The 17339-nt window shown below is 54.5% G+C and carries 17 protein-coding genes and 2 tRNA genes; 9 read left to right on the forward strand and 10 right to left on the reverse strand.

The features are described from left to right. Positions 1-31 precede the first annotated feature (31 nt). The gene (locus WCK51_14035) at positions 32-2404 is read left to right on the forward strand and encodes a hypothetical protein (protein ID MEI7578008.1); all 2373 of its coding nucleotides are present in this window, start codon (positions 32-34) and stop codon (positions 2402-2404) included. Here WCK51_14035 and WCK51_14040 read toward each other — a convergent pair. The 5 genes from WCK51_14040 to WCK51_14060 all read right to left on the reverse strand — a co-directional run bounded on the left by WCK51_14040 (position 2367) and on the right by WCK51_14060 (position 5111). Continuing rightward, the gene (locus WCK51_14040; protein ID MEI7578009.1) at positions 2367-3092 is read right to left on the reverse strand and encodes a M15 family metallopeptidase; all 726 of its coding nucleotides are present in this window, start codon (positions 3090-3092) and stop codon (positions 2367-2369) included. The genes WCK51_14035 and WCK51_14040 overlap by 38 nt on opposite strands. Before the next feature lie 2 nt (positions 3093-3094). Next, a complete protein-coding gene (locus WCK51_14045; GenBank protein ID MEI7578010.1) occupies positions 3095-3892 on the reverse strand; it encodes an SLBB domain-containing protein in 798 nt (265 codons plus the stop codon). A gap of 167 nt (positions 3893-4059) precedes the next feature. Next, positions 4060-4135, reverse strand: a tRNA-Phe gene (locus WCK51_14050). Positions 4136-4148: 13 nt separating this feature from the next. Further along, positions 4149-4224, reverse strand: a tRNA-Asp gene (locus tag WCK51_14055). Positions 4225-4331: 107 nt separating this feature from the next. Then, positions 4332-5111: an SDR family NAD(P)-dependent oxidoreductase gene (locus WCK51_14060; GenBank protein MEI7578011.1), complete on the reverse strand. Its 780-nt coding sequence runs from the start codon at positions 5109-5111 to the stop codon at positions 4332-4334. A 127-nt stretch (positions 5112-5238) separates the two neighbouring features. On the opposite strand from WCK51_14060, the gene nusA reads away from it, so the two are divergent. After that, positions 5239-6294, forward strand: a complete 1056-nt coding sequence (gene nusA, locus WCK51_14065; GenBank protein ID MEI7578012.1) for a transcription termination factor NusA — start codon at positions 5239-5241, stop codon at positions 6292-6294. A 280-nt stretch (positions 6295-6574) separates the two neighbouring features. Beyond that, positions 6575-8491, forward strand: a complete 1917-nt coding sequence (gene infB, locus WCK51_14070; protein ID MEI7578013.1) for a translation initiation factor IF-2 — start codon at positions 6575-6577, stop codon at positions 8489-8491. A 55-nt stretch (positions 8492-8546) separates the two neighbouring features. Here the strand turns inward: infB and WCK51_14075 are convergent, their stop codons facing one another. Further along, positions 8547-9296, reverse strand: a complete 750-nt coding sequence (locus WCK51_14075) for a spondin domain-containing protein (protein MEI7578014.1) — start codon at positions 9294-9296, stop codon at positions 8547-8549. A gap of 261 nt (positions 9297-9557) precedes the next feature. Next, positions 9558-9755, reverse strand: coding sequence for a hypothetical protein (locus WCK51_14080; protein MEI7578015.1), 198 nt, complete (start codon positions 9753-9755; stop codon positions 9558-9560). 61 nt (positions 9756-9816) lie between these two features. On the opposite strand from WCK51_14080, the gene WCK51_14085 reads away from it, so the two are divergent. From WCK51_14085 to dapF, 4 genes are read left to right on the forward strand one after another with little or no spacing between them, the layout of a single operon-like run. Next, complete coding sequence (locus WCK51_14085; GenBank protein MEI7578016.1) at positions 9817-11163, forward strand: ADP-ribosylglycohydrolase family protein; 1347 nt, start codon at positions 9817-9819, stop codon at positions 11161-11163. 30 nt (positions 11164-11193) lie between these two features. After that, positions 11194-12048, forward strand: coding sequence for a tRNA (adenosine(37)-N6)-dimethylallyltransferase MiaA (gene miaA / locus WCK51_14090; protein MEI7578017.1), 855 nt, complete (start codon positions 11194-11196; stop codon positions 12046-12048). An 11-nt stretch (positions 12049-12059) separates the two neighbouring features. Continuing rightward, on the forward strand, positions 12060-12326 hold the full coding sequence (hfq, locus tag WCK51_14095) for an RNA chaperone Hfq (protein MEI7578018.1): 267 nt from the start codon (positions 12060-12062) through the stop codon (positions 12324-12326). Next, positions 12323-13195, forward strand: coding sequence for a diaminopimelate epimerase (gene dapF, locus WCK51_14100; protein ID MEI7578019.1), 873 nt, complete (start codon positions 12323-12325; stop codon positions 13193-13195). The genes hfq and dapF overlap by 4 nt, the downstream gene beginning before the upstream one ends. On the opposite strand, the gene WCK51_14105 is transcribed toward dapF, so the two are convergent. Both WCK51_14105 and smpB read right to left on the reverse strand, forming a co-directional pair. Then, on the reverse strand, positions 13192-13812 hold the full coding sequence (locus WCK51_14105) for a PilZ domain-containing protein (protein ID MEI7578020.1): 621 nt from the start codon (positions 13810-13812) through the stop codon (positions 13192-13194). The two genes, dapF and WCK51_14105, sit on opposite strands and share 4 nt — an antisense overlap. A 58-nt stretch (positions 13813-13870) precedes the next feature. Next, the gene (gene smpB / locus WCK51_14110) at positions 13871-14350 is read right to left on the reverse strand and encodes an SsrA-binding protein SmpB (GenBank protein MEI7578021.1); all 480 of its coding nucleotides are present in this window, start codon (positions 14348-14350) and stop codon (positions 13871-13873) included. 73 nt (positions 14351-14423) lie between these two features. On the opposite strand from smpB, the gene WCK51_14115 reads away from it, so the two are divergent. Continuing rightward, positions 14424-15185, forward strand: coding sequence for an FKBP-type peptidyl-prolyl cis-trans isomerase (locus tag WCK51_14115; protein MEI7578022.1), 762 nt, complete (start codon positions 14424-14426; stop codon positions 15183-15185). Between the two features lie 7 nt (positions 15186-15192). Here the strand turns inward: WCK51_14115 and WCK51_14120 are convergent, their stop codons facing one another. Further along, positions 15193-15924, reverse strand: coding sequence for an SDR family oxidoreductase (locus tag WCK51_14120; GenBank protein ID MEI7578023.1), 732 nt, complete (start codon positions 15922-15924; stop codon positions 15193-15195). A 90-nt stretch (positions 15925-16014) separates the two neighbouring features. On the opposite strand from WCK51_14120, the gene WCK51_14125 reads away from it, so the two are divergent. Beyond that, positions 16015-17280 carry a hypothetical protein gene (locus WCK51_14125; GenBank protein ID MEI7578024.1) on the forward strand — a complete coding sequence of 422 codons (1266 nt, stop codon included), beginning with the start codon at positions 16015-16017 and terminating at the stop codon, positions 17278-17280. Positions 17281-17339 lie beyond the last annotated feature (59 nt).

Below are 17339 nucleotides of genomic sequence, written 5' to 3' on the forward strand. Positions count from 1 at the left end.
AGGGTACCCAGACCTGCTGTACAATCAATTCATGTTCTCGCTGGCATTGGCTTTCCAGATGGCAACCGCTCCTGCATGGACGGTCGGCCCGAACCTCCAGTACCAGTGGGGTGGCTCGGACTACCTTCCGATCGGTGTGCAATGTCCGTTTGATGTTGACCTCATCTCCAAGGCCAAAGCAGCTGGAGTTGAGGACTTCAACGTCGAAGTTCCGGCAACAGGTTCTTGGAAAGCGGTATCGGACGAACTCAGCGGTAAACGCTTCTTCATCACCTCGAACACCGCCATGCCTGCGGCTACCGGATTCACGGTACAGCCCCAGTCGTACCGAATCAATGGCATCAAGAACCCGCAGTCGATTACCGTCGCCCTCCCAGGAGCGACCAAAGCGTTTGTGGTAGTGGCACTCTCCCGGGACGCGTCCGTCATCAGCCAAAGAACATTTCCGGTCGTGAATGGAGTTTTGAAGGCCGACCTACGAGCCGCCCGAGACTCGGATCAGGTTGCACTGGTCTACCCACTGGGCGAATCGATGGAAATTGAAGATTTGTGGGAGAAGCTGGATGATCGTCGTGATTCCGTTTTGCGGCAGATCCGCTCGATGGGAACCCAACCCGGTCTGCGGGGCATTATCAACCCGCTTGGGACAACCCCGTATCTTTCTGCGCAGGACAACGGATTTGTCCCGACTAGCCCAATGTTTCAGCGAGAGTTTGCCGACTACTTGGAGCAGAAGTATCGCAACTTAGCCACTTTGGTGAAGGCATGGCAGTTACGCGGAATCGACTCCGACTTCACGGGCAAGATTGATGATCAGGGAAACATCGTCGACAGCGGAAATTCTGACCGGAACGCATTTATCTTCGCCGCTAAGCTGATTCCACTCTGGAACGGAACACGGGGCGTCAACCTGATGCTCAATCCCGCCAAAGACTCCACGCTCATGGTCGAGCAGCGAAAGTCGAGCTACTGGCGCGACCTTGCCGAGTGCATTTCCTCCGCCCGAGCCAGAAGGGTCCACAGGATCATGCGCTCGCTTCGCCGCGAATCAAGCGTTCCGATCCTTCAAGAATGGTCGGGATGGTCCTGGTTCTTCGAAGCTCCAGACTCGGAGTTATCAGGGCTGACCGTCAAGCTCTCCAAACTAAACCCATCGGCAATCCTCAGCAACGTTTCGGGAGTTCTCTCCTCTTCCCTTCGCACCAAGCGTCCTGCTCCGCTTCTCGTTACGGACATTGCACCGACCGCTGAAAACCTTCAGTCAACGGTTCTTGAAGAGCTGAGCGGCCTTGGAGTCCGCGGGGTCTTCCTCCGCGCGACCACCCCAGAACAATTCGGGCTGATCAAAGCGGCAACGCCGCTTACCGCCGAGAACCGTCCGATGGGCTTCTTCTTCCCCCAGAACGCGATGAACCCAGCAAGCCCTCGTAAGATTGCCGGGAACTACTGGTCGCTTCCGTCTCCTGCTGATGGTAACCGCATTGATCTGGGTCCAGAGATTCGTTGCTATGCGATCAACAACGGGGCGGGAAACGCCTTCGTGATGTGGAGCGAACGGACACCAGTTAGGCTGGAATACCGATTTCCAGAGGCAAAGTCGGCCCTGATTCGAGGCGTCAATAACTCCATTCCAGATATCGCTCCGACAAAAACTGGAATCTACATGACCCTCGACACCGTGCCGGTGGTCATCTCCGGCGTGACCGAACCCCCTGTACCGGAGATTGAACTTGTAAGGATGGATCAGACAGTGACTCAGCTGCTGGAATGGGCCGAGTCGGAGCATAGGGATACAACGACTGAAGTTTATGATTTTAGGCAATATCCCGAGTTGGCCAAAACCAGCCCGTACAAAGCCCTGCAGTCAGCGCAGAAAACTTTCCGGGCCCTTGCCTCTCCAGGTGTCGGCTTTACTTGGCTTGAGTGGGAACGTTCAACTGATAATACATTCAGCGAAGTTGTGGCGGATGCCGGCTGTAGCAACGGATCATATCTTTCGGTACGGACTCCGTTTGGTGAGCAGACTGGCCGAATCTACGCCGCTCTCGGTGTGACCCAGAGGTCTTCCGCGAACCTCGATGTTTGGGTGTCTGCAAGAATCCCGAATCCTTCGGATCGAGCCCGTATCCAATTCCGGGTCGGAGGTCAAATCCTGCGGCTCACTGGTGAGCCCGTAAACCAGTATGGGTCGGGTTTTGGTTGGTACAACATCGGTACGACCCGATTGCCATCAACGAAGGCAGATTTCCGAGTGGAGTTCACTGGAATCTCTTCTACCGATGTCGCGCTGGATTCGATCCTGTTCACGCCGCAGCCTGTCACGCCAAACGGAACCTACTTACCACAGTTCGTCCTGCCCAAGGCGCCTAAGAAGGATCCAAAAAAGGGTTCGGACGGTCTCTGAATCCGATTTTGTGAAGCTCCTCGGACTCGGCGTAGCTCGCCGGGTCCATTTTGGCTAATCCGTAAACGCAGCTCGTTTCCCCGGTTCGGACCGCCCACCCTGCGTCGCCCCAACTATAGTGCCACCACTCATCTCGGCAATTGCTAAACCCGGCTCCAAGCATCGCCTCGATAAGGATGTTGCGATTCTTGTGGGCTTCTTCGGTCAGGCCTAGCGAATAGGTTGGTGCCGCTCCAAACCGGCCGTAGGGCGAATGAACATCGTACTCCTCGCCATGCAGGTTGACGAGGAACACGTCCACCGCCGCTCCGGTGCAATGACCTGGAGGAGCCTTTTGGTTGGTTGGTGCGACCCAACGACAAACCGTTCGCCGTAACGAGTTTTCATCTCTATCCGGGAAGGCATCCTTGCCGCACTTCCAGATGAAGTCGTAAATGCGCTGCTGTCTCTCAAAAGGCCGCCAGGCATCAATCGTGCCCAGAAAGTAGCCTTCGGGCAAGCTCACCGAGGCCTGATGAAGCATTTCGCAGACAGTCCGTCGCAGATACGGAATCACTGTCTCCCTTAGTATTTGCACTCGCGGACACTCCTCGCGCAAGTCCAGAAGCGGTTCGCCGTTTTCGCGCTCCTCGATCAGGTTAAGGAGCCGGATGGGTTCAGGACGACCTTTGGTGCGATCCCACTTCACTCTCACTTCGCCGACACTTCCACCACGTCACCTGGCTCTAAAGCAAAATCCTTCTGTTTGCCACTTTCGATATCCGTGTACTTAAACTGGAGTCGCTTTTTCGTTCGGTTAACGAGCGAATACACGCGAATCGTGACCCGCTTATCGAGAAGTCCTTTGACCTCTTCGATAGCCTTGAACAACGTCAGTTGATCTGTCCATTCAATATTCTTCGGTTCCCTAACCAAACCGGTCACGGTCACTAGTGGTACTGAAGCCTTCAAGTCCACGCGGATCGTGTCTCCGGATCTGACCGGGACCCCGCCATCTTTCGCTAAATCGAACGGGCCCAGAACGATGTCCCTTAGGATAAAAACTCGCTTGGCCTCTCCCTTGGCTGATACTCCGCCAACTCCGGCAATGGCGTCTTTGAGGGTCATTCCGTCCACGATATCCAGCGCGCCGGATCGCAACACTCCACCGACGACATTAAGTGACCCCAGGCTCACCTTGATCGGAATCGTGATCCGGTCTCCCGGTCGCACGGAGAATTTTGAAGAAGCTCCCCAGCCACGCACATCTGTGATCTGAGCTTTGCTCGGATCGGCAAAGTCTAGTAGCGGCAGGGTAGCCGCCAAATCTGCGACTGTCACTCCGGTCGCCCGGCGAAGAATGATTGGCTTAGCAACCGAGCCGCCAACGGCAATACCGGAGTGCTTGTCAGCAGAAATCTGAATCGTCACTTCATCGATTCGTCCCAGCCGCTCCCTCATGGCGTTCAGCAGGGCTTCTTGGATTTGGGCTGAGTTTCGTGTGATCACGTTTACCGACCCGAGCCCAGGAACCAGAATCGAACCCGATTCACTGACGCGAAAACGGCCTGACAACTGACTCTCGGAGCTGAACGAGAGAACTATCACATCGCGTGCCTGGGCAACAACGGAGGATTGAGGGAAAGCGGAACTCGCTAGAAAAAACAGTGCGAGAATGGTGCCGCAAGCCGGACTCGAACCGGCGACCCAAGGATTTTCAATCCTTTGCTCTACCAACTGAGCTACCGCGGCACATATTGTACGTTGGCGCGGATGACGGGACTTGAACCCGCGGCCTCCGGCGTGACAGGCCGGCGCTCTAACCACTGAGCTACACCCGCGAACGAAAGGAAAGTATGACAGATGCCTAATGTTAAGTCAACCCCTGCTGTGATTATTGGTCAGCAACCTCGATACGTTAAGTATGCCCGCATTTTTGCCGGGCTAGTTATGCGAGCGACTGGCCACCATCAATGAATAGCTCCGTGCCGCTGATATGCTTAGCAACGTCTGACGCGAGAAAGGCAATCGCCTCGGCTACGTCTTCGACGGTTCCCGGATCCCTTCCGGTGAGGGGATTGTCTCCTTCAGGGAATTTTTTGGGTCTCCCCACTGGCCACTCGCCTCGCCAATGGGTGGAATCAAGAATGTTGGTTTTGATGTACCCCGGACAGACGGTGTTGACCCGAATGCCTCTTGGACCAAGTTCAACCGCCAGGTTACGCCCCATTGCGACAATTGCGGCTTTCGTTGCAATGTAGGGCGACGCGCCAGCCCAAGAAAATTGTCTCGATCCGTTGATCGAACCGACAAGAATAATCGACCCATTGCTGTTTTCAAGGTGCGGGAGGGCGGGAATGATGTAGTTGTACACCCCGACAACATTGATTTCGAAGAGGCGGCGGATCTCATCGGGATGGATCAAATCAAGTTTCCCCATCGGTCCGTTTATTCCTGCCGCCAGCACCAAAACGTCAAGCTTCCCCGCCTTGGCAACGAAGTTCTTGATCACTTCTGAAGCATCGTCGGTCCTGCAAACATCCGATTCAAACTTCAGTACAGATTCTCCCGCAAATGCCTCGGCGAGTCTCTGCTCAGAGAGATCAACGGCTCCGACGTTGGCTCCGCTTGCTGCAAAACGATTTGCAGCAGCTAGTCCGATTCCACTCCCGGCGCCGGTGACAAGGACAGCTTTTCCGGTGAAATCTGAGTTATTGGGAGCGTTCATTTGAGGTTAGGCGTTGTGATACAATAGAGAGACAAAATTTTGGGCACCGAAAGAGGGGTGGCTCTATGCCGCCTTTTTTGTTAATCGGAGTCCATGAAATAAGGGGAACACGCAGATTATGGACATCATGCAGCAGCTAAATCAAATCGCACAGGAGAGGGATATCCCGGTGGAAGACCTCGTCGTTGAGCTAGAAGAAGCGCTGGGTGCTGCCTACAAGAAGTATGTCGGAGCGCGAGGTGAAGTGAATGTTAAGCTTGACACCTCGAAGGGTTGGACCGCCCAGGTCGAAAAGGAAGTCGTTGCGGTTGTCGAAGAGCCGAGCTTCCAGATGAGCCTGACCGAAGCCCGCAAGCGGAACTCCGAAGCCGAAGTCGGCGACTTCGTTCCTATGGAAGTCGACCCGAACCGCTTTGGCCGAATCGCAGCCCAAACCGCGAAGCAAGTTCTTTCGCAAAAGCTCCGCGAGGCTGAAACCCGCCGCATTCACGACGTCTTCGCCGAGAAGATGGGCGACATCGTCAGCGGAACCGTCAGTCGACGAGACGACCAAAATGTCTACATCCAGGTCAACCGCGTCGAAGCTGAGCTTCCCCGCCGCGAGCAAGTTCCTACCGAGCGCTATGCACCAAACAGCCGGATGAAGGTTTACGTTTACAAAGTAGACGACAGCCAACGCCGCCTCAAGGTCATCGTTAGCCGAACTCATCCAAATCTGCTTCGCAAGCTTTTCGAACTCGAAATCCCCGAGATTGCCAGCGGAATCGTCCAGATCAAGGCCATTAGCCGCGAGCCGGGACAGCGATCCAAGGTCGCCGTATTCAGCGAAGACGAGCGCGTTGATCCAATCGGAGCCTGTATTGGACCACGCGGCGCGCGGGTTCAGGCCATCGTGGACGAGCTGAACGATGAGAAGATCGACGTTGTTCCGTACAAGGAAGATCCAAAAGAATTCATCATCGAAGCCCTGTCTCCTGCCAAAGTTAACTCGATCAAGCTGACCGAGAAGCAGAATGATCGGGGAGATATGGAGAAGCACGCTTACGTTGTGGTTCCCGAGATGCAGCTCTCACTCGCCATCGGCAAGGGCGGGCAGAACGTCCGACTTGCAGCCCGGCTCACCGGCTGGACTATCGACATCCGTAGCGAGGCTCAAGCCGCCGCCGAACGGGGAAAGGCGTGAGGTGATGGCACAGTATGTCAACACACACGGTCACCAGAACCTGCGTTTCATGTCGAACTAAACGCAACCAAGCCAGCCTAGTACGGCTTGGCGTAAGCACAGCTGGTGATGTGCAACTATGGGGCGGAATTGGGCGAAGTGCCTACTTCTGCCCCTCAACAATTTGCCTTGAAGGGGCATTGAAACCCGGACGGCTTGCGAAAGCCCTTCGCCACGCCGTCTCTGCCACATCCCTGGCAACCATCAAAGAAGAATTAGTATGCAAACTGGAGTTAAGCCAATGAGTCACACCATCGCCGACATCGCGACCGAGTTCGAAATTCGACCCGGTCAGGTCTTTACCGTCCTCAACGACTTGGGGCTGGATCATGACGGTGCTTCGTTTGAGGGTGACAACGACACCCTTGAAATGGTCAAAGAGTCCTGCCTTGAGCACATGGACTCCAAGGTCATCACCCTCAAGCCGAACTGCACTCCCCGCGATATCGCAAACGCCCTCGGCGTTCCCCAAGCCGAGATTCAAAAGAGCCTAATCTCCAAATTCAAGATTATGAAGGCGATCGCCAACCCGCTGACCGAAGAGGAAGCTGGGCGAATCGTGACTTCGTACGGATTCGAACTCGCTCTTGCTGAGGGTCCAAAGCCAAAGCCGAAGGTTGACCCACGCGCCGCCATCAAAGTCGGCGGAGCTGTCAAGCGACCGCCGGTTGTGACTATCATGGGCCACGTTGACCATGGCAAGACTTCCCTACTAGACTACATCCGCAAGGCAAACGTCGCTGCAAAAGAAGCGGGCGGAATCACCCAACACATTGGTGCCTATCAGGTCATGCTCGAAGAAGGACTCATTACCTTCCTTGACACACCTGGTCACGCTGCTTTCACCAACATGCGCGCCCGAGGAGCCCAGGTCACCGACATCGCAATCCTCGTTGTCGCCGCTGACGACGGCATCATGCCGCAGACCCAAGAAGCGATTCAGCACATCCAAGCCGCAAACGTTCCGATGATCGTCGCCGTCAACAAGTGCGACAAGCCCGGTGCCAACCCGGATCGGGTTCTCCAGCAGCTCACTGAATACAACGTCATCCCCGAAGCCTTTGGCGGCCAAACGATCACCACCAATGTCTCCGCCCTCACCGGTGCTGGCGTCCCTGAACTTCTCGAACTGATCATCCTCCAGGCCGACATCATGGACCTCAAGGCCGACCCGCGCGGCGAGCTCAAAGGCACCGTCGTTGAGGCCAAGCTTGAAAAGGGCCGTGGTCCGGTTGCCACCCTTCTTATCGAGGAAGGAACCTTGAAAAGCGGCGACAACCTCGTCGTCGGACAAACGTTCGGACGAATCAAAGCGATGACCGACTTCCGTGGCGAAAAGATGGAGTTTGCCGGACCATCGGCTCCGGTCGAGATTCTGGGACTCAGCGAAGTGCCTGCCGCCGGAGACAAGATCGAGTTCTTCCCCGACGAGCGATCAGCTCGAGTTGAGGCCGAAGGCCGAATCTCCAAAGCTCGCGCCAAGGAGTTCACCAATGGCGGACGCGGCATGACCCTTCGCGACCTGCGAAGCCGCATGCAGGACGACGGCATCAAGAACCTTAATCTGATTATCAAGGCCGATGTTCACGGCTCCGTTGAAGCGGTCAAGGGCATGCTGGAGAAGGTCAAGAACGACGAAGTCGAGACCAAGATTATCCTCAGCGGTGTTGGGCAGATCACCAAGGCCGACATCGACCTTGCAGCTGCCTCAGACTCGATCGTCGTCGGCTTCAACGCGAAGCCAGACGGCGAATCGCGCAAGGAAGCCGAGAAGCGAAAGGTTGAAATCCGAACCTACTCAATCATTTACGAACTGATCGAAGACATCGAAGCGGCGGTGAAGGGAATGCTCGCTCCGAAGTTCGAGGAGCAAGAACTCGGCGAAGCAGAAATTCGAATGCGACTGCAATTCTCGAAGAAGGGTATCGTTGCTGGTTCGTACATCACCGAAGGAAAGATCACGAGGAACGCCAAGGTTCGCATCTATCGTGGCAAGGACCTCATCCACGAAGGCGAAGTCGCCACCCTCAAGCACTTCAAGGACGACGTCCGCGAAATGACGATGGGCCAAGAGTGCGGTATCACCTTCACTAACTGGGAAGACTTCCAGGAAGGCGACCGAGTCGAAGCCTTCGAGATGGTTCAGATCAACGCTTGATAACACTGGATAAGAAATGCCGCCTTTTCTCTAGGTAGGCGGCATTTCTTTTGCCTTAGTTCTGCTTGCGCTTTCGCTTCAGCAGCCCAAACAGTCCCAGGCCGAGAGTAGCCATTGTTGCAGGCTCCGGCACGGGCGCTACGGTAACCCTCGCAAGCTCTTGGTTCTGAGTCCAAGCTGGCAACTGTGCTTCGCTATCTCCCCGCCCGCTGATGATCCCTGCATGATGACGGATGAGTCCACCTTCGGTATCAACCGGGTTACCGGATCCACCCAAGAAGCCAAGATCCGCTGCATTCTGCGAGTTGTACTCGGTACCCGCGTCCCAGGCGTCAGATCCTAGCGCAAGGTAGGAACCACCAATTGCGGTTGACCCGCTAAAGAGGTTTAGGGCTTCATCGCCTTGGCCGATTCCTATCCAACCATCATTTGTCTTTCCAAGCATGGCCGCGAAGGAAAAGAATGGGTGCGAGGCATCCGTCGTAAACGAGAAAATCCGGGTTTCGCCCGGTGCAATCGGCCCACCAGCAACTTTTCCCCAGCCACCAATATCGCTACCGGCACCAGCAATAATTGACTCGAGAGCCGCAGTATTGCCGCCTTCGGCAATGCGCTTGATCCCGAGCGAAGCAGATGACCCCGACGTGAAAATATCGAAGCCAGCGTTGTGCGCGATTCCGATGAGTGGACTCAAAGGTTGAGGTCCGAGGTTCTCCACTTTGACCTGGAACGTTTGTGCGTAAGCACTTGGAATGACAGCTAACCCGACAATAGAAAGCGCGATTTGCGCTAGTTTTTTCTTCATAGGTTTCCCTCAAACTGTCGGCGGCCGCTGACTCTGGGCATATTCCCGCCAGTTCGATTGGTTCCCCTATCGCTGAAACCTTAACAGATACTCTTAGGGTTTATTCGGGCAACCCCAATCCACGACCTACTTCTTGGTGAACTTCCAACTCGTATCGTCCTTGCCGTCTTTTTGTGGAACTAGGGCTGAACGGGTGTTTTTGTAGACCGTGGTAATGAGCCCTTGTCCGACTGAAAAAGTCACAATGTCACCTTCCTCCTTCTAGGTGGCTTTGAGCAGGCTGAACACGCCAGCTCCAAACTCGACGTTTCCATCCGACTTCACATCAAGGATCATCCTGTCGGCTCCGGGCAAAAGGTTTTTGTTTGCAGCGTCAAAATAGTATCTTCCAGTAGCGGTGGGTTTGGAGCAGCCCGCCAAGGTAAGCAGTGCTAGGACGAGTAGTGGAAAGCGTCTCATCAAAACATTCTAAGTGGCATCCGCTGAGCCCGTCAGGATGGAAGCTGAGTAAAATCGTGGTATGTCGCTTGGACGAAAGTTCGCCGCAGATCATCTTCGAAACCTACTGCGAGACGAGCTTCGCCTCAAATCTGAACAGGGGTTTTCCATCCCGCCTGGGCTAGCAGATCGAATGGCTCATTCCTCATTTAGTGAGTTACACGACATTGAAACTGAACTGGAGAGCCTTACAGAACCTGATCACTTGGGGACGAACGAGCCGCTAGACTGGACGATACCAAGCCTGGCGCTTGAAAAATGGGTTCCGAACCAAAACGAACTAGACGATCGCATTCGTGGCGCTTGGTATGGGCGAATCGCCGGGTGCATCTTGGGCAAACCGTTGGAGATTCACCCGTTTATGCGTGAACCAAAGTTGCTAAGGCAATATCTGGAGCGAACGAATCAGTGGCCACTTTCCGACTTCGTAGATGCGAATGACGACGTGTGCGTCGAGATAACGGGACAGACGCTTGGTTCTCGCCCTTCGGTTCGTGGGAACATCAGGTACGCCCAAAGTGATGATGATCTACGATACACCCTCGCAGGCTTGCGCATTCTTGACAAGATTCCTAATCCTTCAACTCGCGATGTCTTCCAGTACTGGTCTAGCCACTGGCTTCCCGACCAGACGTTCACGGCTGAGCAAGCGGCGATTAGCAACAGCTACGCCTTTGGTCGTCCGCATCACTGGGAACAACCCGAAGACGCTGAGTATCAGCAAGCAATGCGTCAATGGCGCAATCCCTATCGTGAATGGATTGGAGCGGCGATTCGCGCCGACGGCTGGGCTTATGGCTATGCGGGCAACCCTGAGCGAGCCGCCCAGGTTGCTCAGCAGGATGCTTTGATTTCTCACGAACGTAACGGTGAGTACAGCGAAATCTTCTTCGCAGCATGGATATCGGCCTCCTTTCGTCTGCCGCTGCACGATTCTTTCAGAGTGGCACTCCAAACTGTTCCACAAAACAGCCGGCTAGCCACTGCAATGGTCGAGACAAAGGCGCGATGTGACGCCGGAGGCACGATGGACGAGTTGCTGGACTACATTGAGGTAACCAGCGGTCACTATGATGGAGTCCACTCAATCAACAATGCTCTCGCTTGCGTAGCATCAGTATTCTTATCAAATGGCGATCTCGAACTGTCCATCACCCGGGCAGTCATGTTTGGTCTGGATACAGATTGCAACGGAGCTACCGTCGGAAGCATCGTCGGAGCAAGGGTCGGCGCGAGCGGGTTCCCAGTCGAAAAATGGATCAACCCTTTCGATGACACGATCGATTTTGAGTTTGTTGGAGAGGAACGGCAGTCTATTAACGGTCTTGCGAGTTGGACCGTGGAGCTTTGGAGAAGGCTCAACCAGTAAACTGTTTCCATCAAGCCCTTCCTTCTCACCATCCTCGGCCCAACTGCCTCCGGAAAGTCTTCATTGGCCGAAGAACTTGCAGAGAAGCACGACGCCGTCATTCTGAACGGCGATGCCTTTCAGATGTATCGAGGGATGGACATCGGAACCGCAAAGCCACGCGACAAAGCTCGTTACGAACTTCTTGACCTTAAGACCCCCGATGAGGAGTTTGGGGTCGGCGAATATGTGTTGCTCGCAGCCAAGCGACTTAATGAGCACTTTAATAACAATGTTAACGTCATTCTTTGCGGAGGAACCGGGCTTTATATCCGCGCCCTCATCGAGGAATATCAAGATCTTTCACCGGCACCTTCGCCTGAACTGCGCCGAGAGCTGAACGAGCGACCAGAGGACGAACTGGTCGACCAACTCCGTTCGCAGTTCCCGGAGACGGCTTCCAAAACGGATCTCAAGAACCGAATACGAGTCACCAGGGCCCTCGAAAGATGCTTAGCACCCAAAGAGAAAATCCAGTTTTCGATCCCTCCGTTCACCAAAAAAAAGGTCGGGCTTGTGCCAGATGTCAAAAATACTGAACTAAACATCCAGCATCGAACGTCTGTTATGATGCAAAATGGCTGGGTAAATGAAGTTAAGGAGCTCCTTAACAACGGCTACCGACCAGGAAACCCCGGTTTTCGCGCAATTGGATACTCGGCAATTGTCGATTTTCTCCACGGCGATCTCACCGAGGCAGAACTGATCGAGACCATCGAAGCAGAGACGAGGAACTACGCCAAGCGGCAACGCACGTGGCTACGTTCCGAGCCTGACTTGGAGGTTTTTAGCAACGGAATCGATGCCTTGGGCGCAACCCGGGCATGGATTCAGAGTATGCATTAAAGGATAATTACATGGGTAAGGCAATCAACCTGCAAGATATGTTTCTGAACCAAGTCCGCAAGGAAGGGGTCAGCGTTACGGTCTATCTCACCAATAGCGTCCAGCTTCGTGGCAACGTACGCGGCTTCGACGCGTTCACGATTCTCTTGGATTCGCCCGGTAAGCCAACTCAGTTGGTCTATAAGCACGCAGTAGCTTCAATTGTTCCTGCCAAGACGGTCGGCACATACCGCGCCCCAGGCGAGCACGAAGAGCATCACCCAAGCGATTCCGAGTGAGCATTCCCTTCACAAAAATGCAGGGCATCGGTAACGACTTCGTCGTCATCGACACCCTGCGCGATTCCGTCGCCCTGTCGGGACTTCCCGCGTTGGCGCGTTCGGTCTGTGATCGCAAGTTTGGCGTCGGAGCCGACGGTCTCATCTTTGTCCTGCGGAAAGAAGGCAAGCTAGAAATGGCAATGCTCAACCCCGACGGCTCACTCAGCGAGATGTGCGGAAATGGGTTGCGTTGTTTCGGGAGGTTGGCGGTTGATCGTGGCTACGCTGCGGGGACTTTTCCGGTTCTGACCGGGGCAGGGGAACTGACCGTGAGCGTCACCGGGATCGCGGGCGTCTCGCCTGCCCCGCGAGCCGAAGGGGAGGCCTCAGCTAACAATTCATCCGCAAAAGCAAACGAAAGCGCGTCTGGCACTGCACACTCCATAACCATCGATATGGGGGAGGGGACCTTCCCGCTTGGAAAGGCTCTAATCGATCTCAACGATGGCTTCAAGGCAATCCATGTGAGCATGGGCAACCCGCACATCGTAATTATCACTGACAACGTCGACGCAATCCCTCTCGAAGAAGTCGGTCCGCAATTGGAGCACCACCCACTGTTCCCTCAACGAACGAACGTCCACTTCGTCCAAGTCCTGAACCGAACTGAAATCAAACAGCGAACCTGGGAAAGAGGTGCCGGAATCACCCTCGCCTGCGGCACCGGAGCCTGCGCCTGCGCAGTAGCAACCGCAACCCTCGGTCTGACCGAGAGAAAGCTACTCAACCACCTGCCAGGTGGTGATTTGACTTTGGAATACCAAAACAACGGGCACGTCTTGATGAAGGGCGCCGCTGAATATGTTTTTGAGGGTGAACTCGCTTAAGCCGCCTTGCTAGCCCGCTCGAGGAACTTGACAAACTTGTCTCGCGAGTCGCCGTAGAAATCGATGAATTCGAGGCCGTTTCCGCCTCGATTGGGGTTATCGTGAGCGACCATTGCCAGTGCGGACATGTCCTCGCCGTCCACTTTCATGTGAAATTCAACGATTGAACCCATCGTGACGACCGGTTGAACGTCAACCCAAGCCCCACCTAAACTGACGTCCTTGGTCACACCCTGGCTCAGCGCAATGACTTGCGAACCCTTCATGTCGCAGACCGAGCGAATGCTTACCGCTGCCTCAACTGGGTACCGAGCGTAGACTCGTCGGTCGACTTCGGCGACATGGGTGCGCTCGATAGTGAGCAAGAACCCAGCCTTGTAAGCCTCAACGCTCACTGCGTCTGCCTCACCTTTCAGGACCGATTCTTCACGGTGCCAGACGAGGACGACCGATTGCGGATAGCTGATATCTTGAGTTCGCAGATCCTTGGTAAAGATCTTTAAAGGCTGTTCACCCACACACAATCCATTGACCGCCATCGGGCGGCCATCGATCATGAAGGCAACGATCACCGGGGTATCCGGAGACAAGTGCTTAGTGAGTCCTGAGTTCGGCACGCTTTACTTATCGGTCTCAAGCACAGGAACCCACAGTGAAAAAAAGTCGCTTTTGCGACTAATCTCTTCCGTGGAGAGCCCGGTCAATTTCGCGCTTGGTATCTCGCTTTGCGATTGTATCCCGCTTATCGTAATTCGACTTACCTTGCACCATTGCAATCTTCACCTTGGCTTTTCCGTGCTTGAAATAGATTTCTAACGGAACGATTGAGAAGCCTTTCTCCATGCTTTTTCGCTCGATCTGAATGATTTCCTTACGGTGAAGAAGCAGCTTTCGGTCGCGCCGACGCTCGTGCGAAAAGTACGTGGCCTTGTCATAAGGCTCGACATCGACGTTCATCAGCCACATTTCGTCGTTGACGACTCGGCAATACCCGTCGGTAAGGTTCCCTTTCCCTGCGAATAGACTCTTGACCTCGCTGCCGACCAAAACCATTCCAGCCTCGAATTCATCAAGGATGTGATAGTCGTATCGAGCCTTCCGGTTCTGGATCGTTTTCGGTCCGGTCGCCTCTTTTTTGGTCTTGGCTTTAGCCACGAATCCAGTTTACTGTGCCAGGTCTGCACTTTCTGGGAGCAAATGGCACCCTATTTGGGTAATTTCTAAGGATATGTCGCGTTATGCGTTTGCAATTCTTCTAGGTCTCGCCGTAATCGGATGCAATAAAACCGGTGGAGATACGTCCTCCGCGCCTGCAACTGCAGCCGGAACTGCCGGGACGACCGCACTCAAAATCGAAGATCTTGAGCCAGGAACCGGGCCTGCCGCCGCGAACGGAGACACGGTATTCGTTCTGTACCGAGGAACCCTCATGAACGGCACCGAGTTCGATGGCAACATGGACGCAAAGTTCAAAGCGTCAGAATCCAAAGAGCCTTACCCGGTTGTCATCGGCGTTGGAAGCGTTATTAAAGGCTGGGATGAAGGGCTTGTTGGAACCAAAGAAGGCATGGTGCGCAGACTTTGGATTCCCTCGGCCAAGGCATACGGAGCGGCTGGATCGGGCGAGAAGATTGGTCCGAACGCCGACCTAAACTTCGACCTCAAGATTCTTAAAGTCGTCCGTAAAGGCGAAACACCAGAAATCACCGCTAAGACAACCGCCCCTGGTGCAGGTCCGGCAATCACCGAAAACAGCAAGGTCATCGTGAAATACACCGGTACCTACCTCAATGGAAAAGTCTTTGACAAGCGAGACACCATCCCTCTGACGCCAGTCAAGAGTTTGGTCAACGGTTTTGGCGAAGCTCTGATGGGCCTCAAGAAGGGTGGAAAGCGAACCATCACTTTCCCACCCGGCACCGTTCAATTCATCGGTATTCGCGGCAACCAATACCTACAGATCGAAGTCGAAGTCCTCGACGTCAAATAACCGTAGCTTAGTGGAAGTAGCTGGCTCCGTTGATATCAATCACGGAGCCAGATAAGTATTCGGATCCCTCCGAAAGCAAGAAACTCGCCGCCTGAGCGCAATCAGCCGGAGATGCCATTCTCCCGGCGGGGATCGTCTCAAGAATCTGCGAAAGTCGTTCATTCATTCCGTTTCGCGCCATCGACGTATCCACCCAACCCGGAGCGATTCCGTAGAAGCCAATTTTGGTGCCCGCGTATTCAACGGCAAGCGAACGCGTCACGTTGATAAGGGCCGCCTTGGACGCTGCATACATCGAAGCACCAGCCTCTCCCCGGAATCCCACCCGACTTGCGACGTTTAAAACTTTTCCGCCGTCGTGCAGCTCAAACTCATCGATAGCAAGCCGCATCAACTCGCAAGGAGCCTCAAAATTGATGCGAAACATCTTTTTGCGATTCTCCTCAAACGCTTCGGCGGACCAGAACGGAATCTGCTCATAGACTCCAGCATTGTTGACTAATGTGTCGATTGTCCCGAACGCAGTAGCCTGAAACCAAAGCCTCTCCGTCTCTTTAGGAGACATCAAATCTGCTTGCAAAGCGCCCAAACACGAGGAGCCAAGCTCTGCCCTGAGAGCTTCAGCTTCGTCTTGCCCTTTCGAATAGTGCAAGACGACATTGTTGCCGTCACTGACTAATCGACGAGCAATTTCGGCTCCAATTCCTCTTGAACTTCCGGTCACTAACGCAGTTTTCATGAAGAAAGAGTCTAACCTGAAAACCTTTTGCCCTGATCGAACGTTATCTCTAACATGTTAAAGACTGCGATAATATTCTCGGGCGTTGGTGTGGCCGGCCTATTCGCGCTTCAAACTGGAGCTCGACCCACAGCCGTCAAGGTAGAAACCCCTGACAAGGTCACCTACGCCGAGCACGTCGCACCGATCATAAACAAGCACTGTATCAGTTGCCACCGGCCAGGCGATGTCGCGCCCTTCTCCCTCGTGGGCTACGAAGCCTCCAAGAAGCAGCACACTATGATCGCAAACGCCGCCGACGCCAAGCGAATGCCGCCATGGAAGGCGGTCGAAGGCTACGGCGACTTCAAAGGCGAAAACCGACTATCCGCCCAAGAAATTGCGATCCTTAAGAAGTGGTCGCTCCAAAACGCATCCCGAGGAGACGCCAAAAAGGAACCACCAACTCCGGTATTCCCGAAAACCGAATGGTCACACGGCACACCCGACAAGGTTCTGCAACTCCCCAAGCCGTTTGAACTCGAAGCCGAAGGGCCAGACGTATACCGAAACTTCGTTTTCGATCTCGGCAACACCGAAGACGTTTACATCAAGGCAATGGACGTCCGTCCCGGAAACAAGTCCGTTGTCCACCACGTCATCGGCTTCCTAGATGCGTCCGGCCGATCTGTCGATTTAGAAAAGAACAGCAAAGATGATCAAGCTGGATACAGTTCCAGCGGCGGGGGAATTGGGTTGATGCCCTCCGGTGCCCTCGGCGGCTGGGCTCCTGGCGTGATGGTTCAAGAAACCGAACCCGGCGTCGCCTTCAAAGTCGCACCTGGAACCAAGATCGTTCTCCAAGTGCACTATCACAAATCTGGCAAGCCCGAAAAAGACCAGACGAAGGTTGCTCTCTACTACGCAAAGGAGAAGATCGAGAAGACAAGTGAGATTTTCTGGGCGGCCAACCCGATGTTCAGGATTCCGCCTGGAGCCAAGTCACACGCAGTGAACTGGTCAACGCCAATCCCCGCGGACGCAACGATCTACACTGTCATGCCCCACATGCACCTTCTCGGAAAGTCCATGAAGGCACACATCGAAACGCCCCAAGGAAACAAGATTCCGCTCGTCTGGGTGGATAGCTGGGACTTCAACTGGCAGCTGGTCTACACGCTCAAGCAGCCGCTGGAAGTGAAGCGAGGCTCAAAGCTCGTGGTCAACGCGGTTTATGATAACTCCAAAGACAATCCGAATAACCCCAACGATCCGCCTCGTCCGATTACATGGGGCGAAGAGACGACCGACGAGATGGCACTTTTGGTGGTTGGGTACTCAGTGGACGGCGGCGGAAAGCTTCGGCGCAGGGGCTAGTGGTGGCATGGGGCGCAGTCTGTACACGCCATCCCAATGGCGGGAGAGCTGTCCTGGAA

The sequence above is a fragment of the Armatimonadota bacterium genome, from assembly GCA_037138755.1.
Taxonomy (GTDB): Bacteria; Armatimonadota; Fimbriimonadia; order Fimbriimonadales; family Fimbriimonadaceae; genus Fimbriimonas.